The organism is Streptomyces sp. NPDC018031, from assembly GCF_044327625.1.
In the GTDB taxonomy this organism is placed as follows: domain Bacteria; phylum Actinomycetota; class Actinomycetes; order Streptomycetales; family Streptomycetaceae; genus Streptomyces.
Genome location: NZ_JBIRFT010000019.1, coordinates 12138 through 36306, shown reverse-complemented (window position 1 = coordinate 36306; position 24169 = coordinate 12138). Strand labels below are relative to the sequence as shown.

The window sequence follows — 24169 nt, the reverse complement described above, 5'->3', positions numbered from 1 at the left end:
ACTCCGGCTGCCGGACGGACTGTTCACGCCACACGCCGACCGCCGGACGCCCCTGCACGCCTGATGCCGCCCGCCGGACGGCCGGGGCGGCCGCCTGGAGGGGACGGCTGCTCCGCGGACCGCGCCAAGCCGGTGGCGTTCCTCGCGGCGAAACCCGACGAGCTTCCCGTCTCCCATCCGGGCCGCGGCCTGATCCGCACGGGCCGGGCTCTCGATCCGGATCGCCACGCCCGCCACCTCACCGCGCCGGCCTTCGAGGTGGACGTCGTCGACCTGCCGCCCTCCTCCATCGCCCTGCCGGGCAACCGCCCCCGACGCGGGCCGCACTGGCCGCACTACCATGCAAGACCATGATCATTCACAGGGAAGACGGCTACGAGCTCGCGACCGACCCGGACCGTCTGGACATCGGCCTGGTGCACCACTGGCTCTCGACCGACGCCTTCTGGGCCCTGGGCCGCAGCCGCGAGACGGTCGAGCGGTCGGTCCGCGCCTCCGTCAACTTCGGTGTCTACGACGCCCACGGCACGCAGGTCGCCTACGCTCGGGTCGTCACCGACCTGGCGACCTTCGCCTGGCTCTGCGACGTCTACGTGGAACCGGCGCACCGCGGCAAGGGTCTCGGCACCTGGCTGGCCACCGCGGTCCGCGACCACCTCGCCCCGTACCGGCTCAAGCGCATCCTGCTGTCCACCCTCGACGCGCACGACGTCTACGCCAAGGCCGGTTTCGTCCCCGTCCCCGACCCGCGGAGACTGATGGTGATGGAACCCCCGGCATGACGGCGCCCTACCCGCGCCACCGCCACCGGCGCACCCGCGGCGGCGGGGCCGGGAGTCAGTAGCGGTGGCCGGGCCAGTGCGGGTCCTCCCAGCGGTCGGCGCCGGTCACACCGATCAGCCGTACGCGGTGCAGCAGTTCCTCCGGCGCGCCATGGGACCGCAGCCGCGGCGGGGCGACGCGGACCAGCCATCCGGCCAGCTCGGCGCGCCTGTCCTCCGCGTCCTCCCGAGTCTCCCAGGGCAGTTCGTCGCCGAGCAGGTCGTACTCCCAGCGGGCCGCCGCCTCGGCCAGCTGCGCGTCGGCCGGAGCGGTGTCCAGCGCCTCCCAGACGCCGAGCCACGGAGTGAGCGTGGCGGAGGCCTCGGCGACCGCGGCGAGCACCTCGTAGGCCGGGACGGCGGGCTGCGGTTCGGTCAGCGTGCGGACCCACCAGGCGTGCAGGAACTCCCGTACGGCTCCGGCCTGCCGGGCGGGCCACCGCCGCCAGTCGGCGCGGGCGAACGAGTGGCCGACCTCCGCCATCCCGAAGAACAGCTCGATCCGGCCGTCGACCAGGGCGGTGCCGAACTGGGGCAGGATCCGGCGCAGTACGGCCGCGTGGTCGGTCCAGTCGGTGGCCTGCCAGGTGCGCCGCAGCAGGTCCGGATCCAGCTCGACGTCCGGCACCTTCAGCAGCGCGAGTTCCTCCGGGCCGCCCCAGTGGCACTCGCAGTTGTGCTCGTCGGGACGGGCGGTCATACCGCGGAAGGTGGTGGTCAGGCCGTTCAGCGCGGCGTCCAGGCGCCGTCGTGCGGACTGCTGGTCGGGGTCGGTCATGGCGTTCGCCCTCAGGACTCCGGGGGCAGGGCCGCCCGAAGTGCGCCAACCTACCATCCGTTTCGCCGCCGGCTCCCGGCGGTGCCCCGCGACCGGCGGGCGGTCACCCCTGCGGATCCGGCGGCGTGGCCTCGGCCTCGCGCGGGCTGCGCTCCACCGACCCGGTGCGCGCCTCCGTGCGGTGCCCCCGGGCGACGTAGTCGCGGACGACCGCTTCCACGGCGTCCTGCGGCGATCCGATCCCGGCCAGGACCATCACTTCCACCACCAGTTCGGCATCGAGACTGATGCTGACCTTCGCCACGCGCGCCCCCTTCGTCGTACCGCACCCGGACCCTAACCGGTCCGCGGACCGGTGGCACAGCCATCCGGCCGCACGCGCCGCTCAACGCCCGCCGTCCACCTGCCCGGAGCTGCCGGCTTCGGTCCGGGCCCCGCCGCCCGCCGGGCTCCGCGGGGCGCTTTACTTGCGAGGTAATCGCGCCGGCGGGCACCGGGCGGCAGAGTGAAGGCACCGGGACCGCTCCGGCGGGTACCGGAGAACGCCGGAGCCGGCCGGATCCCGGCCCGCCCGCCGCCGAACGGCCTTCACCCGAGGAGACACTGACATGACCTCGTACGACACCGCGATAGCCCGTTACTTCGAGGCCTGGAACGCCCCGGACGCCGAGACGCTGGCCAAGGCCGTCGCCGCGGCCTGGACCGAGGACGGCAGCTACACCGACCCGTTCACCGATGTCCGGGGGCACGAGCAGCTGGCCGCGGTGATCGCCGGAGCCCACGAGCAGTTCCCCGGCTTCGAGTTCCGGCTGATCGGCGCCGTCGACGGACACCACGACGTCGTCCGGTTCGGCTGGGAACTGGTGTCGCCGACGGACGGCTCGGCCCCGGTGGCCGGCTTCGACGTGGCCCGGCTGGCCGAGGACGGCCGGATCAGCTCCGTGTCCGGCTTCCTGGACCGGGTCCCCGCCGGCGCGTGACCCGGCGGGGGCGGGCGCGAAGGGCGCGTCGAGGCAGGCGTCCTCGAACCGGTCACGCCAGGGGCCGGCCGGGCGCCCGCCCCGTGCCGCGGGCACGGCACGGGCGTCACCTCCCGGCCGGGTCCGGCGGCGCAGGCCACGGTGCGGGGGCACCGGGCCGGTGCGGCGCCCGCCGGACGGAGGGGACGGCGGGGTGAGCCGGGGGACCGGTGGTGGCGGCGGTCGCGGTTGCCGAAGCGGCGGCCGCCGAGTGGGGCCGGGCTCAGTCCGGCCGGGGCGCCGCCAGGGCCTGGGGGTCCGCCGCGGGGGCGGCGTGCCGGGGCAGGGCGGGGCCCGCCGGAGCCGGGAGGTGCTCCGGCGGCACGGTGGCGGGCCGGGGCGCGACGGGGTAGCGGGCGGCCAGGCCCTCCAGCAGACGGGCGTAGGCGGCGCGCTTCGGCGGCCGCGGCTCGGTCCGGCCGGCCTCCCAGTTCCCCACCGCCTCGCGGCGCGTCCGCAGAGCCCTGGCGACCTGCTCCTGACTCAGTCCGGCCGCTTCCCGCAGGCGCTTGCGCTCCGCGGGCCCCGGCAGGGGCTCCTGCGGCACCTGCTCCAGCAGCGCGTCGACAGCGCTGAACAACGCCTGTTCCTCATGAGGCATCAGGGACCACCTCCGGGCGTCACCCTACCGGCGGCGGTCCACCGTACGCGCATGGAACACACCTGGATCGCGCGCCGTACCACCGCCGGGCCGGGGAACGCCACCCGGGGCCGCGGGTGCCGGAGGGCCCCGGGCGCCGGTCGCTCCCGGTCGGTCAGGAGCGGGTGACCCGCATCTTGGACTGTCGGCGCGGCTCCCGCTCCCAGTCCTCCATGAGGCGGGCGGTGAGCCCTTTGCTCCTGGCCAGCCGGACGAGGGTGTCGGTGCGGTAGTAGAAGTCCTCCCGCAGCACATGGTGCTCGCCGACGTCGGTGCGGTGGAAGGTGAAGTCGAAGTAGGCGTCCGGGGCCATCACCCGGCCGATGTGCTCCAGGCACTCGTCGATCACCTCGATCGGCGAGTGGGAGAAGACGCTGTGGGCGTGCACGACCGTGAAGTGCCGGGCCGGCAGGGCCGCCAGGCGCAGGTCCCGGACGAGGCTCAGATGAGGCAGTTTGTCCTGGAGTCCCCGTTCGGCGAGGGTGTCCCCGGCCGCGAGCAGGATCTCGGGGGAGATGTCGACCCCGTGGTAGTGGCCGGGGTCCAGGTAGTCGATGAAGCGCCAGCCGGCCCGCAGGTTGCCGCAGCCGATCTCCAGCATCCGGTCGTGCCGGGCCAGGCCGTGCCGTCTGAGGTAGTCGAACTGCATCCGGCCGAGCGCCAGCCACTCCCGGTGCGACGGGCTGCCCACCGCGGCCGACGGGTCGGCGGCGGTGTCGGCCTTCATCACGGCCCGGTAGTAGGCCACGTGGTCGCGGTTGGCCAGGCGCAGCATCCAGTCACGCCCGAGCCGGCGCACATGGGCGGGGACCCGGTCGGGGTGCCGTACGGCGTAGTGGAGCTTGTGGGTGAGGCTCGCGCGGTTGGCGCGGATCCGTTTCGGTCCGGCGGGGTGGTTCATGAGTGGTTCCCTTCTCCCCCGCCAGCATCATCGACGATGCGGGGGCGGGCGGGCACGCGGGAGACACCCAGCCGCGCACCGCGCCACTCGGGCACCCGCCGCCGGCGCGACCTCCCCGGCCGGGTGCGGGCCGCCGGGGGCGGGCGCGGGCCGCCGGGCGCCATGGGGCGACCGGACCACCCCGTCCGAGGGCGCGGGGCCCGGGGCCGCCGCCCGGACCCCCGCCGATGCGGGACGGTGGCCCCGCGGACGGGGACGCGCCACCGGACCGCCGGGCCGAGGCGCGGAGGTGCCGGGCCGGGCGCGGCGCACCGCCCGGCCTTCGCTCCACCGGGCCCCGCCACCCGGCCGCACCCCGGCGCCCCGGTGGCGGGGCCGCTCCCGCGCCGCGGCGTGTGCGGCCGTACCGTGCCGGACGCCCGTCGGCGTGCCCCGCCCCGGTGCCGCCCCGCCCGGTCGCCGGTAGCGGGCTCCCGGCCGGCGGCGGGCCGTGACCGCGAGCCGCCGAACGGCTGCCCCGGCTCCGGCCGCGCACGCCGCCGGCGGCAACCCGAACCCCGTGCCCGCCGGGGCCCGGATGACGGGCCGTTCCGCGCGCCCGGGACGCTACGGGTTCTCCTCCAGGGTGAGTCCGTAGTAGGAGACGTGGTAGTCCCCGACCTGCTGGGCGTGGTCCGACAGACTCAGGTCCTTCGGGGAGGCGACGCCCAGGTCACGGAGGGTCGCGACCATCATGCCGGCGAGCCGGGCCCCGTCGGTCTCCCCGATGCCGAAGTCCCCCGAGTGGTAGGGCACGTCGATCCAGTGGTCCAGGGCGGCCGGCCGGGAGGCCGCCGGTATCCAGCCGAAGGTGGCCGGATCGGTGACGCCCGGCCCCAGGGGCTCGGTGTCATAGGCGATTTCCAGCCGCTCGCCGCAGGCGAGATGGAACAGCACCGGGCCGTGTGTGCCGGGTACCAGCGCGTGGAGGCCGAAGTCGAGCTTGATGCCCAGGGCGCTGGTCTCGGCCGGCAGGGTGTGCAGGAAGTCGCCGAGGGCGACGGCGAAGACGTCCCAGTCCCCGGTGCGCCAGCGCCCGGGGAAACCCAGGCCCGCGTTGGCCGGATCACGGCGGCTGCCGAAGAACCCGCCGACGGCGTGTGCCTCCCCGTGCCCCTGCCGCCAGAACCAGTCCTCCACCGGGTCGGTCGGCTGGAGCAGCAGTTCGGGGCCGTGCTGCCCCGGGTGCAGTTCCAGGGTGTCGTCCCGGCCGCGCCAGCGCAGGAACGGACTGCCCCAGAACGGGGCGGAGTCGTAGAACGGGCCGGGGTCGCCGTACACGCCCATCACGGAGGCGGGGCCGAACTCCTCGGTGAGCGCCTCGGCGGCGGCCCGGAAGGCCGCCGCCTTCGCCGCCGCCCCGCCGTCCGGCAGCGCGACCGGCACATAGAGCCCGACGTACTCCTGGCCGCCGCGGGCGTAGTCGCGCTCGAAGCGGCCGACCGGGCGCAGCCGCGCCGCGCCCGCCCCGGACCCGTCCGGTACGAGACCGGTGACCAGCCGCGGCCCGGCGTCGCCGTCCCGCCACTCCCAGCCGAGGCCGGTCACCGCCGCGCGCAGCGCCGTCTCGCCCCAGCCGCCGGTGTCCGCGCGCCTGAGCCGTCGCGCCACGTCCACCACACGCCCGCCGTCCGCGGTCCGCTCCATGCCCGACTCCGTTCCGTGCCGTACCCGTCCCGCCGCGGCCGCAACGGGCCGGGCGGAAGGTTGCTGATGCGACCGACGATGCCACACCGCACCGACAGTGCTGACACCCCGTCCGGGCGGGGGCGACCGGCCGCTGCCGGGCGGGTCGCGGGCCTCGCCACCGACCCGGGTCGCACGGTCCGCGCGCCCGTACACGTTTGCGGATCGGTTCTCGCGGTACGCGCCTCATCGAGGCACTCATGACAAACACACACGATCAGACCGGCGACAGGACGGCGCCGGGTGGCCCGTCCCCCGCGGCCATGCTGCGTGCGGGATGCGAACAGCTCACCGAGCTGACCGGACGGCAACCCGAGTCCGTGACCCGCTTCGAGCGGTCCGAGGACGGATGGCTGCTCGAAGCCGAAGTGGTGGAGGTGGCCCGGGTCCCCGACACGATGAGCCTGCTGGCCCTGTACGAGATCACCCTCGACCAGGAAGGGCTGCTCACCGGATACCGCCGCGTGCGGCGGTACGAGCGGGCGCGCGGCGACCGCCACTGAGCCCGAGCGCCGGACCCCCGAGAGGAATGAGAGATCGACATGACTGTTGTCCCGGCAGAGCGAACCAGCGGTGGAGGAGGCAGCAGCGGCCTCTACGACGTGCTGGAACTCGTCCTCGACCGTGGCCTGGTGATCGACGCGTTCATCCGCGTCTCCCTGGTCGGCATCGAAATCCTCAAGATCGATGTCAGGGTCGTGGTGGCGAGCGTCGACACCTACCTGCGGTTCGCCGAAGCCTGCAACCGGCTCGACCTGGAGTCCGGCCCGCACAAGTCACCCGGGCTCCCCGAGATAGTGAGCGACGCGACCGAGAACGGCGCGCGGGACAAGACCAAGGGCGCGCTGAGCGGTGCCGGCCAGGCGGTCTCCCAGGCGGCCCGCGGCCTCAGCGACACGCTCCGCGGCAAGGGCGGGGACCAGGAGGAGGAGTCCGCTCCGGCCCGCTCGGGCACCCGCCGGAGCACCGCGAAGAAGTCCGGGGAGGACGCATGACCACCTATGTCTACGGGATCGCGCGGGGCGCCCGCCCCGAACTCCTGGACGGGCTCACCGGGGTCGGTGATCCACCCCGGCCGGTGCGCGGGGTCCGCGAGGGCGAGCTGACGGCGATCGTCAGCGACTGCCCGGAAGGGCTCAAGCCCCGCCGCCGCGACCTGATGGCCCACCAGCGGGTGCTGTCCGAGGCCGGCGAGGTCTGCGCGGTGCTGCCGATGCGGTTCGGCAGCGTCGCCCCCGGCGACGGGGCGGTGCGCGGGGTGCTCGCCGAGCAGGCCGGCGCCTACCAGGAGCGCCTCGCCCGGCTGGACGGCCGGGCCGAGTACAACCTGAAGGCGGTCCACCACGAGCAGGTGCTGCTGCGCGAACTGCTCGACGAACAGCCGGAGCTGCGGGACATGGCGGCGGCGAACCGGTCGGCGGACGGCGGTACGTACGACGACCGCCTGCGCATGGGCGAGCGGGTGGCCCAGGCGGTCCGGGTCCGCGAGGAACAGGACGCCCGGCTGGTCGAGGAGACGCTGGCGCCGCTCGGCGAGGAACACCGGCACGGCCCGGAGAGCGGCGGCTGGTTCCTCAACCTCTCCCTCCTCGTCCCCCGGGAGGAAGCGGACCGGCTGGTGGAGGCAGCCACCGCGCTCCGGCGGGCCCACCCCCGGCTGGACCTGCGGCTGAACGGGCCGCTGCCGCCGTACAGCTTCGCCGAACAGTGATCATCTCGCTGGTCGGCTGGGTGCTGCGCCAGGTCGTGGCCCAGGCGGAGCGGGAATACCACGACCCGGCGCGCATCCGGCACGCACTGGCGGAACTGGAGCGGCAACTGGACGACGGGCTGATCGACGAGGAGGAGTTCGAGCGGCAGGAGGACGCACTGCTCGACCGTCTGGAGGAGGCACGCGCATGGACGAACGGAATCCGCTGACCGCCCCGGCCCCGCGCGGCTTCACCGCCCCGGCCCCGGCCGGCCGGTACGGGCCGCCGGACGGCTCCGCCAACCTCGCCGACATCCTGGAACGGGTCCTGGACAAGGGCGTCGTCATCGCGGGCGACATCCGCGTCAACCTGCTCGACATCGAGCTGCTCACCATCAAGCTGCGGCTGGTGGTGGCCTCCGTCGACAAGGCGAAGGAGATGGGGATCGACTGGTGGGAGGACGATCCGGCGCTCTCCTCCCGGGCCGGGCGCAGCGCGCTGGACGCCGAGAACGCACGGCTGCGCGCCCGGCTCGCCGAACTGGAGACGGGCGGCGGCACCGAGGGCACCAAGGAGGACACGGTCTGATGAGCACCACCGGCGAACACCGCGGCGAGCTGCGGTACGTCTACGCGGTCGCCCCGGCCCACGACACCCCGGAGGAGGCCCTGGGGCACCTCCGGGGGATCGCCGGCGGACCGGTCCGCACGGTGCGGCACGGTGGACTCGCCGCCCTCACCGGCCCGGTACCGGCGGCGGAGTTCGACGAGCTGCCGCTGCGCGAGCGGCTGGAGGACCTGCGCTGGCTGGAGGAGGTGGCCCGCGCCCACCAGCGGGTGGTGGACGCGGCCGCCCGGACCGCCCCGTGTGTGGTGCCGCTGCGCCTGGCCACCGTCTGCCGCGACGATTCCGGGGTGCGGCGGCTCCTGGACGTCGGCCGGGAGCGCTTCACCACCGCGCTCCACCGGCTCGCGGGCCGGGTCGAGTGGGGCGTGAAGATGTACGCGGCGCCCCCGCACAGCGGTTCCCCGGAGACCGTGCCGGCGGCGTCCGCCGGCGTGGCGGGCGCCGCCGGGCCGGAGGCCCGGCGGTCCACGGGGGGTCCGGAGCCGGGCCGGGCCGGGCTCCGGCAGGGCGCCGGCCGGGACTATCTGCGCCGGCGGAGCGCCGAACGGCGGGCGGACGAGGAGCGGTGGCGGGTCACCCGGCTCGGCGCGCACCGGGTGTTCGAAACGCTCGCTCCGTACGCCGAGGCCGTGCGGCGGTACCCCCCGCAGGACACCGGGTTGTCGGGGGTCGCCGAACCCAACCTGCTGAACGCCGCGTTCCTGGTGGACCGGGCGGACGGCGAGGCGTTCGCGGCCCGTGTCCGGGACCTGGGTGCCGGCCTGCCCGGAGCCCGGCTGGAGCTGACCGGGCCCTGGGCCCCGTACTCCTTCCTGTCCGGCGGGGACGAGGGCGGCGCTGCCGGGGACGGCGAGGGCGCGCCATGAACTCTCCCGATCTGCCCGGACAGCGGATCGCCCTGGTCGACCTGCTGGACCGGCTGCTCGCCGGCGGTGTGGTCATCGCCGGGGACGTCACCCTCCGGATCGCCGACGTGGACCTGGTCCGGATCGACCTGCGCGCCCTGGTCAGCTCGGTGAGCGCCACGGTGCCCGCACCCTGGGAGGAAGCGTGACCCGACGGGTGGAGCTGGACCAGGACACCGTGGAGCGCGATCTGATGCGGCTGGTGCTGACCCTGGTGGAGCTGCTGCGGCAGCTGATGGAGCGGCAGGCGGTGCGCCGCGCGGACGCCGGGGACCTCACCGAGGAGCAGGAGGAGCGGGTCGGCCGCACGCTGATGCTGCTGGAGGACCGGATGGACCGTCTGTGCGCCGAGCACGGTCTGCGGCGGCGCGACCTCAACCTCGACCTCGGGCCGTTGGGGACGCTGCTGCCGCGGGAGGACCAGGACCTCCCGCCCGCCGGCGGCCACTGAGCCGGGCCGCCTGCCCGCGCCCGGGGCGGCCGGACGGCCCGTGCGGGCGCCCGGCCGGCCGGGCGCGCCGCCGGCGTACGGGCCCCGGGCCCGGAGCGCGGGCGGTGCGGGTGACCGGAGGTCAGCCGCGGGAGGCGGCGCGCAGCCCCGGCATCAGCCGGAGCGCGTTGTCGCGGTTGATGCCCCGGCGGTGCCGGTCGGTCAGCGCCGGATCGGCTCGCAGGGCCGGGATCGCCACCTCCGTGACGACGTCCGCGGGGGTGGCCGGCCAGTCGGTGCCGAACAGGATCCGGTCGGGCGCCGCCGCGGCCAGCAGGGTGCCGGCCGGAGACATCGGCCCCGCGGTGTCGTAGTGGAAGCGGCGCAGACTGTCCCGCACCCGGGCGGGGTCCACCGGCGGGGTGAGGAAGCCACCGAACGCCTGGAGCCGGGTGGCGATGTGCGGCAGGAAGCCGCCCGCGTGCGGCAGGACGACCGACAGGCGCGGGAAGCGGTCCAGCGTCCCGTGCAGGACCATGTTCACCGCGGCACGTGTGGTGTCGAGCAGGAAGTCGCACATGAAGTTGGGGACACCGGGGACGGTCGGCACGTCGGGCCGGCCGCCGGGCAGGTCCAGCGGATGGGTGACCAGTACGGCGCCCCGCTCGTCGAGTTCGCCGAGCAGCCGGTCGTGGGAGGGGTCGCCGAGGTACACGCCGCCCTGGTTGGCCTTGGCGCTCGCGCCCACCGCGCCGAGTCGGTCCAGACCGCTCCGGATGGCCCAGGACGACAGCCCGGGGTCGTCCGGGAAGAGGGGGACGAGGAAGGCGAAGCGGCCCGGGTGGGCGGCGACCAGCTCCGTCAGCGCCCGGAAGACGATGGTGAGCCCTTCCCGCGCCTGGGCGGTGGAGCGGTACCGGCCGGGGGTCGCGGGGTTGAGGACGGCGGTGGCGATCCCGGCCCGGTCCATCAGCGTGAGCGTGGCGTCCACGTCCCACCGGGCCCACCACGGCAGTTCCTCGCGCCGCACCAGGCCCTGCCGGTCCGCCCAGTCCACCCAGGCCGGGGCGACGTAGTGGTGGTGCATGTCGATCCGGGCCCGGCCGGCGTCGCCTCCGGTCGCGGGTGCGGGGGCCGCCGCGCCGCCATCGTCGTGTGCGGCGGCCTGGCCCGTGGCGGCCACCGCGGACACCACCGCCCCACCGGTGGCCAGCAGGCTGCGCCGGCTCACCGTCCGGCCCGATTCCGACATCGCGGCACTCCGATCGTTGCGACCGTCCGTTGGTCGGCCCACCATGGCCGGGCGGGACCCCGCAGCCCGCCGCGACGTGCCGGGAACGGCCCGGGTTCCGCCGGACGGACGCGGTGCCGGGGACCGAACGGGCCACCGGCGGGGGCGGGCACGGCCGCTGGTTCCGCCCCGGTGCGCGGAGGGCTCAGGCCCCCGCCCCCGGGGGCCGGCACCCCGTCCTCCGGCCCGGGACACTCCCGGGTCCGCTCCGGAGGTGCCCGGGGCCCAGTAGACTGCGGCCCGCTCCGTCCGGCGGAGCCGCTGTCAGCCCGACCGGGTGCCGGCCCGCCCACGCTCGGCCGGCGCGCTCCGCGCCCCGGTGGGCACAGGGGCGGGGCCCGTCCGCATGACCCGTTCCGGAGACACCCTCGTTCTGGAGGCACCATGGTGAACGACGCCGACCTGCGGTACCTGCGTCGCTGCGTGGAACTGGCCACCGAGGCACTGGAGGCCGGCGACGAACCGTTCGGCTCGGTACTCGTCGGCGCGGACGGCTCGGTGCTCGCCGAGGACCACAACCACGTGGCCTCCGGCGACCGCACCCGGCACCCGGAGTTCGAGCTGGCGCGCTGGGCGGCGGCGCACCTGAGCCCGGAGGAACGTGCGGCGGCCACCGTGTTCACCTCCGGTGAGCACTGTCCGATGTGCGCCGCCGCGCACGGCTGGGTCGGTCTGGGCCGCATCGTGTACGCGGCCTCGTCCGAGCAGTTGGCGTCCTGGCTCGCCGAGTTGGGGGTGCCCGCGCCACCGGTGCGGGCCCTGCCGATCCGGACCGTCGTCCCGGGCGCGGTGGTCGAGGGCCCGGTCCCCGAACTGGCCGGACCCGTACGCGCGCTGCACCGCCGCTTCCACGGCGCGTCCTGACCCGGGGGCGGCGCGGTCACCGCCCGCCGGGCGCGGGTCCACTTCTCGGACACGGCCTGTTCCGGGAAGGGCCGTCCGTGTGCTTCTCTGATGTGCCGACCGACAACCACGGGGGAAACGGGGCGCACGGCCATGGCGGGACGCAGAACGCTGGCACTGCTCACGGGGCTGCTGTGGATCGTGGTGTGCGGCGGGCACGGGGCCGCGGCCGCCCCGGTTCCGAAGGCCGGCGCAGATGCCGGCCCGGCCGGCGCGCGCCAGGCCCCGCGGGTGCTCTACATCGGCGATTCCATCGCGCTGGAGAGCCAGGACACCGTCGGGCAGTGGGTCCGGGCCGGGAGCCCCGCGGAGTTCCACAGCGTGCCCCACTCCGGGATGACGCTCTGCGACTATCTGGAGGGACGCCCGGAGTCGTCCTTCGTACCCGCCCAGGACAAGGCGGCGGCCCTGGTCCGGTCGCTCCGGCCGGACGTCGTCATCCTGCAGTTCTGGGGCCACTCCTGGGGCTTCACGCCCTGTATGAACGGGGCCGAGGCCGGTTCGTCCGAGTACTACGCCCGCTACCGGGCCGACATCCGGGCCGTGACCGACCAGATCACCGAGGCCGCCGCGGCCGCCGGCGCCGCCCGGCCGAAGCTGGTGTGGGTGCTGCAGGGCCCGGACGCGTTCAACCCGGACCGCGTCCGTCAGGTCAACGCCCTCTACACGGCCCAGGCTGCGGCCGCCGGCGATCTGGTGTCGGACGCGGGCCACCACGTGAGCATGGCCGCCTACCCCTACGAGAACCTTCCCCGCGACCGGTACGCATGGACGCAGTACCTGCCCTGTGACGCCTACGAGCGGGCCCACCCCGAGTACTGCACCGAGCCGCAGTCCTACGGCGGCGTCACCCGGCTGCACCGGGACGACGACCCGCTGCACTACTGCCTGGCGCCGACCACCCAGACCTCGCGGGGCTGCGGGGTGCCCTCCCCCGGCGTGCTCCGGTACGGCAGGGCCATCGCCTCGACCGTCACCGACCACCTGGCGGACGCCGCGGGAACCGCTCCGGTCCGGTCACGCTGACGGCGGCGGCCCCCGCCCACCGCGGCCGTGCCGCACCCCTCCGCCGCACCGCGGACCACCGCCGTGTCACACCCCGCCGCCGCACCGCGGTTCGCCGCACCGCTCACCGGGAGGCCGCCGGCGCGCCGTGGGCGTCCGCCTGACCGGGCTGCCCGCGCGCCGGGGTGAAGCAGGCCACGATGGTCTTGCCGTCCTCCCGGGCGTGCGCGTGCCAGTGATCGGACAGTGCGTCCACCAGGGCGAGGCCGCGGCCGCCCGGCGACGTGGTGTCCGGCACCCGACGGGTGGGGACGCCACCGCCGGAGTCGTGGACGCCCACGTGCAGGCACCGGTCGTCCCAGGTCAGGACCACGTGCGCGGTGCTGCGGGCATGCACGTGGGCGTTGGTGACCAGCTCCGAGACGGTGAGCAGGACGTCGTCCACGGTGTCCGGCGCGTACTCGGTCCAGCCGAGCGACTTCAGGTGCTCATGGGCCCAGCGGCGCCCCTCGCGTACCCCACCGGACACCGGGAAGGACCGGGCCCAGCCCACGGCCCTCATCGCCGAGTCGGTCATCGCTTCTCCTTTCGCCGTCGCCGAGATTGCTCACACCGGCCCGTGTACCCACGAGCCGGGAATGCATCGGCCCGGATACCGCGGCCGGCGGCGCGGCCGGGTCCTCGGAGGCGGCCGGCCGGACCGTGCCGTCGAGCTGACAGACCCCGCGCGGTGGAGGGATGATGGCGGGATGCTCCAGGGGTGGAAGAAGACGGCGCTGATCACCGGTTCCTCGGTACTGATCATGGCCATGGTCGCGGTGTGGGTGTGGGTCGACCTCGACACCGCGGCCCAGGTCGCCACGGTGATCGCGGGAGTGGTGGGTGTCGCCGGCCTGACCGCCGGACTGGTCGGACCCCGGCAGCAGGCACCGCCGGTACTGCGCGCCACCCGCACCGGCAGGGCCACCGCCCGCGGCGGAGGTGTGGCGAACACCGGGATCAGCGGCCCGGCGGCGGCACCGCCGGCGGGCGCGGTCGCCGAGGACACCGGTGACGCCGAGGCGGACGGCGGCACCGCCGGCACCGGCGTCCAGCTGCACTGACGCCCCCGACGAGCGGGCAGGAAGCAGAGGACAGGACAGCAGTGGGGTGGAAACAACCGAAGACCGAGGTCTCGGAGACGGGGGACGCCCAGGCGGACAACGGCGGCCTGGCCAACACCGGGATCCTCACCGTCGAGCGGCTCAGCATCGAGGAACTCCACCTCCATGGCCCGGGCACGCCACAGGCCGCGCCCCGGCTGGACCAGACGGCGTGGGACCGGCTCGGCGCGCTCCTCGGCGACCGGGCGCTGCCGGCGCACACCCACGCGGCGTACCGCTGGGCGTTCGAGATATCCGGCGCGGTGCCCCCGGTGGGGAACGGTCTGCCGCCGGGCGGTCTCACCGAGGTGGTCAAGGACCTCGACGAGCGCCAGGGGGTGCGCCCGGACGTGCCGCTCGCCGTGCCGTTCGTCCGCTACCTCGCGGCGCGTTCCCAGACGGCCGATCCGTGCTGGGCGCGGCAGCTCGCGGACTGGGTGTCCGACACCTGCGCCCGGATGGCGGTCGGTCCGGTCCCGGTGCCGCCGGCCGCCGCCTGCCCGGCGGTGCTCCACCTGCGGCTGGAGCCGGCCCTGGCCGAAGGCCGCTACTGGGCGCGGATGTGGCTGCACCGCGGGTCCTTCGAGGCCGTGTGGGAGTCGGAGGACGCGCCGCTGCCGCTGGACGACGTCCGGCGTGAGCTGGGCAGGCAGTTGCTGGCCGCCGGGGCCGGGCACGCCGGGGCCGACGCCGTCATGGGGGTGGAACGCGTGGAGTTCCATGTGCCGTTCGCCCTGCTCGACCACGACTTCGAGTGCTGGCCGCTGCCGATCGGGCGGGCCGGGCGGCCCCGGGCGCTCGGGCTGCTCTACCAGGTGGCGGTCCGCTGCCCGGAGGAACGCGACGGTGTCACCGAGCAGTTGTGGCGTCGCAAGTGGGACTGGTACCAGGCGCACGGCGGCCGGCACCCGGAGGCCGTGCGCGTGGTCCCCGAGCAGGAGGTGACACACGCCCTCGGGGACCGGCTGCAGGCCGACCACCCGCCGGTCTGCGTACTGGCGGAGGTGTCCGGGGCGCGGCTGGAGGACGCTCTCGACGCCGTGCTGGACGCGGGGGTGCCGATCGCCGTCTGGCGGCGCGGCGGTCCGCCGGGGGCGGCCGGGCCGGGCGAGGGCCTGGTCTCCGCGCTGGCCGGTGACGACCGGGACGCGTCCGCCGGCGGGACCGGGGTCGATGTGCAGCACCTCCCCCGGCGGCTGCGGGACCTCCGGCTCCGGCACACCGGGGCGCCGGAGGGACCGCAGGGCTGGCACCACCCCCTGGCGCTGTTGTGGGACGATCCCGACTGCCGGCCGCAATGCCGGTCCCTGGCATGACGGCTGAGGGGTGGTCATGAGCCGACCGGAGCGCGCGGCACGCGGGAGGGGGTTGTGGTGAAGGACTGGTGGGTCTACTGCGGCGAGGGTGACCCGGAGGTGCGGCGGGACCGGCTCGCCGGCCTGGAGGCGCCGCCCTGGCGCGAGTTCACCGGTGCGCCGGGCTCCGGCTACACCCCGCCGGGAACGCGGGGCCGCGCCTGGGACCGGACCTGGACGCGCGGTTCCGGATACGTGCCGGACGAGGTGGAGAAGGACGTCGTCAACACCGCCCTCTACCTGCGCCGGCCGCTGCTGGTCACCGGTAGGCCGGGGGTGGGCAAGTCGACCCTCGCGCACAGCATCGCCGCCGATCTGCGCCTGGGTCCGGTGCTGCACTGGCCGGTCACCAGTCGGACCACACTCCGCGACGGCCTCTACCGCTACGACGCCATCGGCCGGCTGCAGGACGCCAATCTGCACCAGATGCGCGCCCCCGCGCCGGCGCCGGTCCCGGACCTCGCGGGGGACGCCGGCACCGCCGCCGGGGGCGAGGACGACCCCGCGCCCGGGGCCTCCATCACCCCCTACCTGCGGCTGGGTCCGCTGGGCACCGCCCTGCTCCCCCAGGACACGCCGCGGGTCCTGCTGGTGGACGAGATCGACAAGAGCGACATCGACCTCCCGGGCGACCTGCTCACCGTCTTCGAGGAGGGCGGCTTCGAGATCCCGGAGCTGGCCCGGCTGGCGGTGCGGCAGCCGTCCGTGCGCATCGCCACCGACGACTCGCCGGACACCCTGGCCCGGGTCGAGCGGGGACACGTCCGCTGCCGGTCCTTCCCCATCGTGGTGCTGACCAGCAACGGGGAACGCGACTTCCCGCCGCCGTTCCTCCGCCGCTGCATCCGGCTGCACATGGAGCCGCCCGGCCGGGAGAAGCTGGAGGGCATCATCCGGTCACGGTTGCGGGTCGCCCCCGGCTCGGAGGGGGACTACGAGGACCTGGTGCAGAACTTCCTCACCCGCGGCGCGGACGGCGACCTCGCCACCGACCAGCTGCTCAACGCCATCCACCTGCGGCTGAACAACGCCTGGACCGGCCCGGAGGACCGCGAACGCTTCCTCGACACCGTGCTGCAGCGGCTCACCGGCCCGGCGTCCTGAGGACCGGGAGGCGCGCGTGATCGAAGCGCTGCTCGCGGCGCTGGGTGAGGCCGGGGCGGACGTCGGTCCGGAGGAACTGGCGGACATCCTGTGGCTGGCCCGTCAGGTCGGCCCGCCGGCCGGCCCGGCGGCCCCGGACCCCGGGGAAGCCGGGGCAGCACCCGGCGCTCCCCCGCCGCCGCTCCTCTCCCTCCCGGCCCCGGTGGTCGCCGAGCCGCCGGAACGGCTGTTCCCGGCGGAGCCGGCGGCCGCCGAGGGGGACGGACCCGAACCGTTGCGGGGCGTTCCGGTACGGGTCCCCCGGGCCTCGTCCCTGGCGGACCCGCTCGCCGTCATGCGCTCGCTGCGGCCGGTGGGACGGCGGGCGCGCGGCGGGGCGGAACTCGAACTCGACGAGGAGCTGACCGTCGTCCGCAGTGTGGAGCAGCTGCTGCCGACGCCGGTGCTGCGGCCGGTCCCGAGCCGCTGGCTGGACCTGGCGCTGGTGGTGGACAGCCACCCGTCGATGCTGCTCTGGCACGACCTGGTGGCGGAACTGCACCGGGTCATCGTCCAGACCGGGGTCTTCCGCGACGTACGGCTGTGGTTTCTGAGCGGTACCGGCGCCGGTGAGGTTCCGTCGGTGGCCCACCGCCCTGGCGCGGCCCCGCACCGGCCCCAGGAGATCGCCGCACCGTCGGGGCACCGGCTGGTGCTGGTGGTGACCGACACCGTCGGCGCGGGCTGGGGCGGCGGAGCGCTGCACGGCGTGCTGCGGCAGTGGGCGCAGCACAACCCGGTGGCCGTGCTCAACGTGCTGCCCGAGCGGCTGTGGACCCGTGGCGCGGCCCGGCCGGCCCCGCAGCTGCTGCGCTCGGCCGGCCCGGCGGCGCCCAACACCGCCTGGCAGCGCGTCCCGGCAGCGGGCCGGCCGCGTACCCGGCGCCGGGCCGGGCCACGGGCCGGGCCGGCCGTCCCGGTCGTGGACACCTCCCCCGCGGGGCTCGGCCGGCTGGCCCGGCTGGTGGCGGGCAGCAGCCCGTGGCAGCGGATGACGTGCCTGCTGGTCGGCCCGGCACCGGAACAGCGCACGACGCCTGTCCCGGTGCCGGAACCGCCGTCCTCCACACGGCAGGCGCTGGAGCGTTTCCGGGAGGGCTCCTCGCCCACCGCCCAGCGGCTGGCCGGGTTCCTGGCCGCGGTGCCGCTCACCCTGCCGGTCATGACTCTGGTACGCCGCGCCATGCTGCCGGAGTCCGAACACGGCCACCTCGCGGAGGTGGCGCTGAGCGGTCTGCTGGAGCCCTGGTCCGGCGACGGCTCCGGACTCGACCCGGATCGGGTGGAGTTCGCCTTCCGTCCCGGCGTGCGGGAGGCCCTGCTCGGCTCGCAGCGGCGCCACCGGATCGCCGATGTGCAGGCGCTGGTCCCGCAGTCCGTCTGGCGGTACCTCGACCGGCTGCCGCGGGACGGATCGGAGTTCAGCGCGACCCGGGTCGGCGCCCCGGACGTGGGCAGCCGCACGGTGAGCGCCGGCCGGCTGCCGTTCGCAGAGCGGCCGGATGCCGGAGCGGCGGCGGCGACCGGCCCGGCCCGGGAACCGCGGGCGCCGCGCGGCGGTCCGGTCGGCTGGCGCTTCGCCGACGATGGCGGGCCGGTGGCGGCCGGACTGCCGCTGACCCCCTGGACGTTCCTCACCTGCGGTCACCCCTCGCCGGCCGACGCCGAGCGGCGTGCGGTGGTGTGGGACGGCGGCCGGTGGGTCCGCTGCCGTCCGGTGTGGACGCGCCACGACGACGGGTCCGACGCCGTGCTGATGCGGGCGGAGACCGCACTGACCGACCCGGTGGAGTGGGCCCGCCCGGCGGCCCGGCTGCCGTGGGGCGAGATCACCGCAGGGACCTCACTGACCGGCTGCCGGGTGTGGTGCCCCACCGAGGCCGGTGATCCGGTCACTCTCGGCGGCGTGCTGCTGCGCCGGGAGGACCGGCTGTACTTCGACGTCTCCGGGGCTTCCGCCCCGGTGATCGTCACCTCGCAGTTCCAGGGCGCCCCGGTCCTGCACCAGGACGTTCTGCTGGGCTGCGTGACCGGGGCCGAACCCGGCCGGCCGGACCGGCTGCGGGTCCGGCCGATCGGTCCGCTGCTGCGGGACGAGGAGTTCCTGGCGCAGCTCCGCCGCGACCGGGGGCCGGCTCCGTCGGCGGAGCGGGTCGCGGTACCGGCGGCGAGCACGTGGTGCATGGCGGTGGAGGTGAAGACCGGCAGCCGGGCGCCCGGTTCGCCGGTCCCGTCGGCCGCCGCGCGGGCCTCCCGGGCGGCCTTCGCCATGGAGCAGCGGATCCGGGGGATGCTCGTCGGCATCCTGCGGGACCGGTCCGTCGACGGCGTCGTCACCACCCCCGTCGCGCCCGATGACGGGGCCGACCTGCTGGTGGTGCCGGCCGGGTCACCGGACCCCGCCGCGGACGCGCTGGGGATCGTGGCCGAGCTGGCGGACCGCCTCGCCGCGCTGAACTCCGATCCGCGCGGTGAGCACCGGGTGGTCCTGGGGGTCGCGCTCGCCACCGGGCCCGCCGCCGACCTGGCGCTCGGACCGGCCGCCGGCGAGGCGGTGGCCCGCGGGATGGTCCGGCTGGATCCGGTGCTGCGCCGGATGCGGAACGCGCTGCGCGCTCCCGGCGGTTTCCCGGAGCTGGTGCTGGCGGTCTCCGGGTCGGTACGCGCCGTGTTGCTGAGCCGGTCCGAAGAGCTCCGGGCGGAGGCGTTCCGGCCGGTCGGCGGAACCGGCCCGCACCACGGGGACTCCGCCTACGTCTTCGACGACGACCCCCGGCTGCTCCGGCACGCCGCCGCGACGCTCTCCGGCGACCCGGTGCGGGTGCCCGACGGCCCGCCGTGGCCGCACTGCGGACTCGACGCCTCCGACCGGGACCCGGTCGGCTGCCGCGGGGTCCGGGTCCCCGGCCACCCGCGGTGTCTGGCGCACCTGACCCCGGACCAGCGGGCGGCGCATCTGTCCGGCCTCGGTCCGGGCGATGCCGTCGACGTCTCCGGGACCGAGCTCACCGCCGGGGTACTGGCCGAGTTGCTCCACGCGCTCCGGGATCCGGCGGGCGGCTGGGCCCGGTTCGGTGCGGCGGACTTCACCGAGGCGGTGTTCGAGGGCGCGGGGTTCTCCGGTGCGCACTTCTCCGGGAGCGTCACGATGGACGGCGCCACCTTCCACGGGGCGACCCGGTTCGACCGCGCTTCCTTCCTCGGCCCGGCGCGGCTGCGCGGCGCCACCTTCCACGGCGGCGTCTCCTTCCACGCGGCCCTGTTCATGGACAGGGCCGCCTTCGACCACATGACCGTCCACGGGCCGACCGACTTCGGCCGCGCCGTGTTCCAGCACCACTTCACGGTGACCCACGCGACCTGCCACGGCCCGGCGGACTTCCGCCGCGCGGTGTTCCGCGGCACCATGGACGCCGCCCACAGCACCATCCACAACGACCTGGACTGCTCGGAAGCCGTGTTCGAGGGCCCGGCGAGCTTCGACCGCATCACCGTCCACGGGGACGCCTCTTACGCCGGAGCCCGCTTCGACGCGGCCGCCACGTTCACGGGCTGCACCGTGAACGGGACGCTGATCGTGGACGGCGCCGGGAGTGGTGGCTCCTCGCCGCCGCTCCCGGGCGACCGGGCCGTGGAGCGACCGGCGGCGGAACCGGCCGGTCCCACGATCATCACCGTGGAGGGCGGTCCGGGGGCCGCCGCCGATCAGGCGCACGATCTGCAGCGGTGGCTGGAAGAGGAGCCGGCGCTCCGCGGCCGCCTGCGCAGGGCGGCCGGTCCGTCCCGGGCGACGGGGGTGGAGCTCGCGGCGGAAGCGATCGCGCTGCTGGCGTCGTCGCTGTCCCCTCCTGGTGTCAGCGTGCTGGCGCAGGCCCTGGTCTCCTGGTTGCAGACCCGCAGGAACCGGGATCCCGCCATCACCATCACCGGCCCGGACGGCACCGAGGTCCGGATGACCGCCGCCCAGGCAGGTGCGCTGGACGCGCGGCAGAGCGCGGAGCTGGCCCGGTTGATCGCGTCCCGGCTCGGCACCGGGACGGCCACGGCGGGCGACGCCCCACCGGAACCGGAGGGCGCCGGCTGACCGGCCGCCCCGGCTGCCTCGCCGCGCCGGTCGCCGGACCTTCCCGCACGTCACCGCCGCGGCAGGGTGATCACCGATTCCACCGTGCCGGACACCAGGCGTCTATAGGGTGTTCACATGACCGAGAACTGGAGTTCGTCGGACGTCGGGGTGCTGCGGTTCCCGTCCGGCGTGATGGTGCGCGGCCGGGGCCTGCGTCACCCCCTTCCCGCGGGGCAGACACCGTCCTTCGCGGTCTATCTGCTGGGCAAGCAGCCCCCGGCGACCGAGTGGGAGGCGCGGTGGCTGCGCTGGCCCGACTTCCTGCTGCCCAAGGACCGCGAGGAGGCCCGGAACCTGTTCCGCGAGGCGCTGTCCCGGGCCGCCGACCAGCGTGTGGAGGTCGCCTGCGGCGGTGGCCGGGGGCGGACCGGCACGGCGCTGGCCTGCATGGCCGTCCTGGACGGGGTCCCGGCCGACCGGGCGGTGGGGTATGTCCGGCAGCACTACGACCGGCACGCCGTGGAGACCCCCTGGCAGCGGCGCTACGTCCGGCGCTTCGCGGACGCGTAGCCGGGCCGGGACGGCCGGCCCGCCGGGTGCGGACCGCTGCCGTCGGCGGTGCCGGTCGGCCGCCCCGCGGGTGGTGGCGGACCGGCCCCCGTCACCGGGCCGGTGTCACCGTGACCCGGACGGTGGTGCCCGGCCGGGCGGCCGGGAGCAGGATCGCGGCCCGGCCGGGGGTGGCGCGGACCACCGCGGTGCCCGCCCCGGTCACCGAGACGCGTCCGCCGTGCGGGAAGTCACCGGCCGGCAGGGTGATCGTGGTCCAGGCCCGGGCGCTGGTACGGCCGGTGGTGAAGGTGAGGCTGTAGGTGCGGGTGGCCGGATCGTAGCCCTCCGCCCCGGGAATCCCCGCGACGGCCTGGGCGAAGGGGGCGAAGGCCGGCTCCTTGCCCGGCGCCGGGGTGCCGTCGGAGTCGTGGACGCAGTAGCCGCCGCCGTCCTCGGCCCGGCAGTCGTACCACATGGCCCAGCCCGCCGCGAAGCCGTTCATGGAGGTCAGCTGCCGGCGTATCAGCTCCGCGTTGCCGGGGGTGGTGGCCTTCGGCGGGCCCCACTCGCCGACCAGCACCGGGAGCCGGTGGGCGGCCGGATAGGCGCCGATGGCGGCTTCGTAGTTCTCGATGAAGCGGCCCGCCGGATCCCAGTCGGCCCCCGATTCCACGGCGGTGTCGTAGTAGTGCGGCGCGTAGCCGAGGCGGTCCGCGCCGTGGCGGGGGTCGTCGAAGGCGGGCAGGCTGGTGGGCACGCCCTGGCCGACCAGCACGGTGGGTTCCAGGAACAGCCAGGCGTCGGGGTCCGCCGTGCGCACCGCGCCGATCAGTCGCCGGTACATGGCGGCGAGCCGGCCGCGTTCGAGTTCCGCGGCCGCGGCGATCTGGTCCTCCGGATCCAGCGGGTCGCCCGCGATGGGCCCGAACGGCTCGTTGAACAGGTCGTAGCCGAGCAGCGACGGGTGGCCGCGCAGGGTCGCGGCGACCTCGGCATAGGCGGCCGCCTGGGCGGCGCGCAGATCGGCGTCGTCGTACAGGTGCCGGAAGGCGGCCTGGACCGCGGGCTGGAAGTAGCCGGCGAACCAGTCGTCGGGGTCGGGTTCGAAGGGCAGGCCGTCGGTGCGGGTGGCCCACGCGGGGATGCCGTTGTGCCCGAACGCCGGGCCGAAGACGTCCTGGTGCCAGTCGACGAGGACCTGGATCCGGTGCCGGTCGGCCCAGCCCAGCACCCGGTCGAGGTAGCGCAGATAGCGGGTGTCGTAGTGACCGCGCCGCGGCTCGACCCGCTCCCACTGGATGTTGAGCCGCAGCACGGTGAACCCGTCGCGGGCGGCCCGGGCGATCCGTTCCTCGGTCACGGTGTCGGTCTTGCCCAGGTTGAGCCCCCGCAGCCGCAGCACCCGGCCCTGCCGGTCGGTCAGATGGGTGCGCCCGTCCGGAGAGGTGACCGTGCCGGAGACGACGGACCGGCCGGCGTCCGGGGCGGTGGGCCGCGGCGGGTCGGCCGGGCGCGCCTGGGCGGTGGGCACCGGCGCGGCGCACAGCAGGGCGGTGGCGAGGGCGAGGGTCGTGACGGTGCGGGGCATGCGCATGGCGGTCTCCCGGTCCCGGTCGCTGCGGTTCTCCGGCAGCTGCCGATCCTGTCCTCCGCGGTGGCGGATGACAAGGTGCCGTTCACGCATTCTTGAGGATCTGTCATCTTTTTGCGCACGGGGGGCCGCGCCCCGGGGCGGCCTCCCGTGCGCCTGGTCAAAGACCGTGCCCGTCGGCCGGGAGGAAGGAGTGGTCCCGGCGGCGGGTCCGGTAGCTCTCGCCCTTGAACTCGATGATCTCGGCGTGGTGGGCGAGACGGTCGATCATGGCGGAGGTGACGGTGTTGTCCCCGAAGACCTCCGGCCAGCGGGCGAAGGGCTTGTCGGTGGTGACGATGAGCGAGCCCCGCTCGTAGCGGTGGGAGACCAGCCGGAAGAACAGGCCGGCCGCCTGCGCGTCGAAGGGGATGTAGCCGACCTCGTCGACGATGAGGACGGCATAGCCGTCCAGCCCGGTGAGTTCCTCGGTCAGCCGGCCGGCCGCCTGTGCGTCGCCCAGCCGGGCCGCCCACTCCGCCGCGGTGGCGAACAGCACGTCGTGGCCCGCCTGGCAGGCACGCAGACCGAGCGCGCCGGCCAGGTGGGTCTTGCCGGTTCCCGGCGGGCCGACCAGGACCAGGTTCTCCCGCGCGGTGACGTAGTCCTGCTTCTCCAGGCGGGCCACGGTCTCCCAGTCGAGCGAGGACTGGTGCCCGCGGTCGAACTCCTCCAGGGTCTTGGCCGAAGGGAACCGCGCGGCACGGATCCGGGACTGGGCACCGGCGGCGTCACGGACGACGGGGCTCTCACCGGACCCCCGCGCCCCGGCGCCCGGAGCGCCGGCCCCGGCCGCCGCGGCCTGTTCCGCGGCGTTGACCCGCGGCGCGGTCTGCTGGGCCGGGATCAGGGAGGCGACGACCTGCGCGGGACTGGGGCCGTGGCCGCCCGACCCGCCCTCGCCGTGCGAGCGGTGGGCCCGCGCGGCCATCGGGCCGGACATGTAGGCGAGGATCGCCGCGGAGAAGATGAAGGCCATGTGGATCACCGTCCCCCACAGCAGCGAGTGCTGCGCGGTGTGGTCGACGTCGACGAACATCTGCAGCAGGTGCACCGAGGAGATGCCCACGATGGCGGTGGCGAGTTTCACCTTGAGCACGTTGGAGTTGACGTGGGACAGCCACTCGGGCTGGTCGCGGTGACCCTGGAGGCCGATGCGCGAGACGAAGGTCTCGTACCCGCCGACGATCACCATGATCAGCAAGTTGGCAATCATGACCACGTCCACGAGCTTGAGGACCGCGAGCATGACATGGGTCTCGTCCGCGTGGCCGCTGATCACATGCTGGATCAGACGCCACAACTCGTTGAAGAACTTGTAGACGTAGACCCCCTGCGCGGCCACCAGACCGAAGTACAGCGGGGCCTGGAGCCAGCGGGTGGCGAAGAGGGCGTATCCGAGCGAAGGAGCGGCATAGCTCCTGATGTCCGGCTTCGGCGATGCGGGCATGACATGACCGGGCAACGGCATCTCCCAGGAGGCGTGACAGCGGACGGACCCGGCCGCCCCGGCGACGGACCGACCGGTGGCCGCCCATTGTGGAG

26 protein-coding genes are annotated in these 24169 nt (G+C 75.4%); 17 read left to right on the top strand and 9 right to left on the bottom strand.

What is annotated here, in order from left to right; translation table 11 throughout:
- The first annotated feature begins 350 nt into the window (after positions 1–350).
- A complete protein-coding gene (locus tag ACH4B3_RS29370; protein ID WP_398467890.1) occupies positions 351–782 on the top strand; it encodes a GNAT family N-acetyltransferase in 432 nt (143 codons plus the stop codon).
- Positions 783–837: 55 nt separating this feature from the next.
- Here ACH4B3_RS29370 and ACH4B3_RS29365 read toward each other — a convergent pair whose 3' ends face one another.
- Together ACH4B3_RS29365 and ACH4B3_RS29360 are read right to left on the bottom strand one after the other, a co-directional pair.
- Positions 838–1599: a hypothetical protein gene (locus tag ACH4B3_RS29365; protein WP_398467888.1), complete on the bottom strand. Its 762-nt coding sequence runs from the start codon at positions 1597–1599 to the stop codon at positions 838–840.
- 103 nt (positions 1600–1702) lie between these two features.
- A complete protein-coding gene (locus ACH4B3_RS29360) occupies positions 1703–1903 on the bottom strand; it encodes a DUF2191 domain-containing protein (protein ID WP_398467886.1) in 201 nt (66 codons plus the stop codon).
- 304 nt (positions 1904–2207) lie between these two features.
- Here ACH4B3_RS29360 and ACH4B3_RS29355 point away from each other — a divergent pair, with 304 nt between their 5' ends.
- Complete coding sequence (locus tag ACH4B3_RS29355; protein WP_398467884.1) at positions 2208–2579, top strand: nuclear transport factor 2 family protein; 372 nt, start codon at positions 2208–2210, stop codon at positions 2577–2579.
- Between the two features lie 262 nt (positions 2580–2841).
- On the opposite strand, the gene ACH4B3_RS29350 is transcribed toward ACH4B3_RS29355, so the two are convergent.
- The 3 genes from ACH4B3_RS29350 to ACH4B3_RS29340 form a co-directional block, all read right to left on the bottom strand.
- On the bottom strand, positions 2842–3219 hold the full coding sequence (locus ACH4B3_RS29350) for a helix-turn-helix transcriptional regulator (protein WP_398467882.1): 378 nt from the start codon (positions 3217–3219) through the stop codon (positions 2842–2844).
- Between the two features lie 154 nt (positions 3220–3373).
- Positions 3374–4159 carry a class I SAM-dependent methyltransferase gene (locus ACH4B3_RS29345; RefSeq protein ID WP_398467880.1) on the bottom strand — a complete coding sequence of 262 codons (786 nt, stop codon included), beginning with the start codon at positions 4157–4159 and terminating at the stop codon, positions 3374–3376.
- Positions 4160–4765: 606 nt separating this feature from the next.
- Positions 4766–5845, bottom strand: coding sequence for a hypothetical protein (locus ACH4B3_RS29340; RefSeq protein WP_398467878.1), 1080 nt, complete (start codon positions 5843–5845; stop codon positions 4766–4768).
- Positions 5846–6084: 239 nt separating this feature from the next.
- Between ACH4B3_RS29340 and ACH4B3_RS29335 the strand changes: the two genes are divergently transcribed.
- Genes ACH4B3_RS29335 through ACH4B3_RS29300 form a run of 8 tightly spaced genes read left to right on the top strand, consistent with a single transcriptional unit; the run spans position 6085 to position 9558 of the window.
- Positions 6085–6387 carry a gas vesicle protein gene (locus ACH4B3_RS29335; protein ID WP_398467876.1) on the top strand — a complete coding sequence of 101 codons (303 nt, stop codon included), beginning with the start codon at positions 6085–6087 and terminating at the stop codon, positions 6385–6387.
- A gap of 39 nt (positions 6388–6426) precedes the next feature.
- Positions 6427–6879 (top strand): gas vesicle structural protein GvpA, encoded by a 453-nt coding sequence (locus ACH4B3_RS29330; protein WP_398467874.1) that lies wholly within the window; start codon positions 6427–6429, stop codon positions 6877–6879.
- A complete protein-coding gene (locus ACH4B3_RS29325; protein WP_398467872.1) occupies positions 6876–7595 on the top strand; it encodes a GvpL/GvpF family gas vesicle protein in 720 nt (239 codons plus the stop codon). The genes ACH4B3_RS29330 and ACH4B3_RS29325 overlap by 4 nt, the downstream gene beginning before the upstream one ends.
- Positions 7592–7804, top strand: coding sequence for a gas vesicle protein GvpG (locus ACH4B3_RS29320; RefSeq protein ID WP_398467870.1), 213 nt, complete (start codon positions 7592–7594; stop codon positions 7802–7804). The genes ACH4B3_RS29325 and ACH4B3_RS29320 overlap by 4 nt, the downstream gene beginning before the upstream one ends.
- Complete coding sequence (locus tag ACH4B3_RS29315; RefSeq protein ID WP_398467868.1) at positions 7783–8163, top strand: gas vesicle protein; 381 nt, start codon at positions 7783–7785, stop codon at positions 8161–8163. The genes ACH4B3_RS29320 and ACH4B3_RS29315 overlap by 22 nt, the downstream gene beginning before the upstream one ends.
- Positions 8163–9068, top strand: a complete 906-nt coding sequence (locus tag ACH4B3_RS29310) for a GvpL/GvpF family gas vesicle protein (protein WP_398467866.1) — start codon at positions 8163–8165, stop codon at positions 9066–9068. The genes ACH4B3_RS29315 and ACH4B3_RS29310 overlap by 1 nt, the downstream gene beginning before the upstream one ends.
- Entirely contained in the window at positions 9065–9256 is a 192-nt protein-coding gene (locus tag ACH4B3_RS29305; protein ID WP_398467864.1) for a gas vesicle protein, read from the top strand. The genes ACH4B3_RS29310 and ACH4B3_RS29305 overlap by 4 nt, the downstream gene beginning before the upstream one ends.
- A complete protein-coding gene (locus tag ACH4B3_RS29300) occupies positions 9253–9558 on the top strand; it encodes a gas vesicle protein K (RefSeq protein WP_398467862.1) in 306 nt (101 codons plus the stop codon). Before ACH4B3_RS29305 ends, ACH4B3_RS29300 begins: the two co-directional genes overlap by 4 nt.
- A gap of 121 nt (positions 9559–9679) precedes the next feature.
- Here ACH4B3_RS29300 and ACH4B3_RS29295 read toward each other — a convergent pair whose 3' ends face one another.
- Positions 9680–10789 carry an amidohydrolase family protein gene (locus tag ACH4B3_RS29295; protein ID WP_398467860.1) on the bottom strand — a complete coding sequence of 370 codons (1110 nt, stop codon included), beginning with the start codon at positions 10787–10789 and terminating at the stop codon, positions 9680–9682.
- A 423-nt stretch (positions 10790–11212) separates the two neighbouring features.
- Here ACH4B3_RS29295 and ACH4B3_RS29290 point away from each other — a divergent pair, with 423 nt between their 5' ends.
- The gene (locus ACH4B3_RS29290; RefSeq protein WP_398467858.1) at positions 11213–11692 is read left to right on the top strand and encodes a nucleoside deaminase; all 480 of its coding nucleotides are present in this window, start codon (positions 11213–11215) and stop codon (positions 11690–11692) included.
- A gap of 132 nt (positions 11693–11824) precedes the next feature.
- Positions 11825–12757: an SGNH/GDSL hydrolase family protein gene (locus tag ACH4B3_RS29285; protein ID WP_398467856.1), complete on the top strand. Its 933-nt coding sequence runs from the start codon at positions 11825–11827 to the stop codon at positions 12755–12757.
- A 103-nt stretch (positions 12758–12860) separates the two neighbouring features.
- On the opposite strand, the gene ACH4B3_RS29280 is transcribed toward ACH4B3_RS29285, so the two are convergent.
- Entirely contained in the window at positions 12861–13313 is a 453-nt protein-coding gene (locus ACH4B3_RS29280; RefSeq protein WP_398467854.1) for an ATP-binding protein, read from the bottom strand.
- Positions 13314–13485: 172 nt separating this feature from the next.
- Here ACH4B3_RS29280 and ACH4B3_RS29275 point away from each other — a divergent pair, with 172 nt between their 5' ends.
- The 5 genes from ACH4B3_RS29275 to ACH4B3_RS29255 all read left to right on the top strand — a co-directional run bounded on the left by ACH4B3_RS29275 (position 13486) and on the right by ACH4B3_RS29255 (position 21012).
- Complete coding sequence (locus ACH4B3_RS29275) at positions 13486–13839, top strand: hypothetical protein (protein ID WP_398467852.1); 354 nt, start codon at positions 13486–13488, stop codon at positions 13837–13839.
- 41 nt (positions 13840–13880) lie between these two features.
- A complete protein-coding gene (locus ACH4B3_RS29270; protein ID WP_398467850.1) occupies positions 13881–15194 on the top strand; it encodes a hypothetical protein in 1314 nt (437 codons plus the stop codon).
- 57 nt (positions 15195–15251) lie between these two features.
- Entirely contained in the window at positions 15252–16337 is a 1086-nt protein-coding gene (locus tag ACH4B3_RS29265; RefSeq protein ID WP_398468046.1) for an AAA family ATPase, read from the top strand.
- A gap of 16 nt (positions 16338–16353) precedes the next feature.
- Positions 16354–20460, top strand: coding sequence for an SAV_2336 N-terminal domain-related protein (locus ACH4B3_RS29260; RefSeq protein WP_398467848.1), 4107 nt, complete (start codon positions 16354–16356; stop codon positions 20458–20460).
- 117 nt (positions 20461–20577) lie between these two features.
- Complete coding sequence (locus ACH4B3_RS29255; protein WP_398467846.1) at positions 20578–21012, top strand: protein-tyrosine phosphatase family protein; 435 nt, start codon at positions 20578–20580, stop codon at positions 21010–21012.
- A gap of 91 nt (positions 21013–21103) precedes the next feature.
- Here ACH4B3_RS29255 and ACH4B3_RS29250 read toward each other — a convergent pair whose 3' ends face one another.
- On the bottom strand, positions 21104–22678 hold the full coding sequence (locus ACH4B3_RS29250; protein ID WP_398467844.1) for a cellulase family glycosylhydrolase: 1575 nt from the start codon (positions 22676–22678) through the stop codon (positions 21104–21106).
- Between the two features lie 67 nt (positions 22679–22745).
- On the bottom strand, positions 22746–24074 hold the full coding sequence (istB, locus tag ACH4B3_RS29245) for an IS21-like element helper ATPase IstB (protein WP_398467842.1): 1329 nt from the start codon (positions 24072–24074) through the stop codon (positions 22746–22748).
- Positions 24075–24169 lie beyond the last annotated feature (95 nt).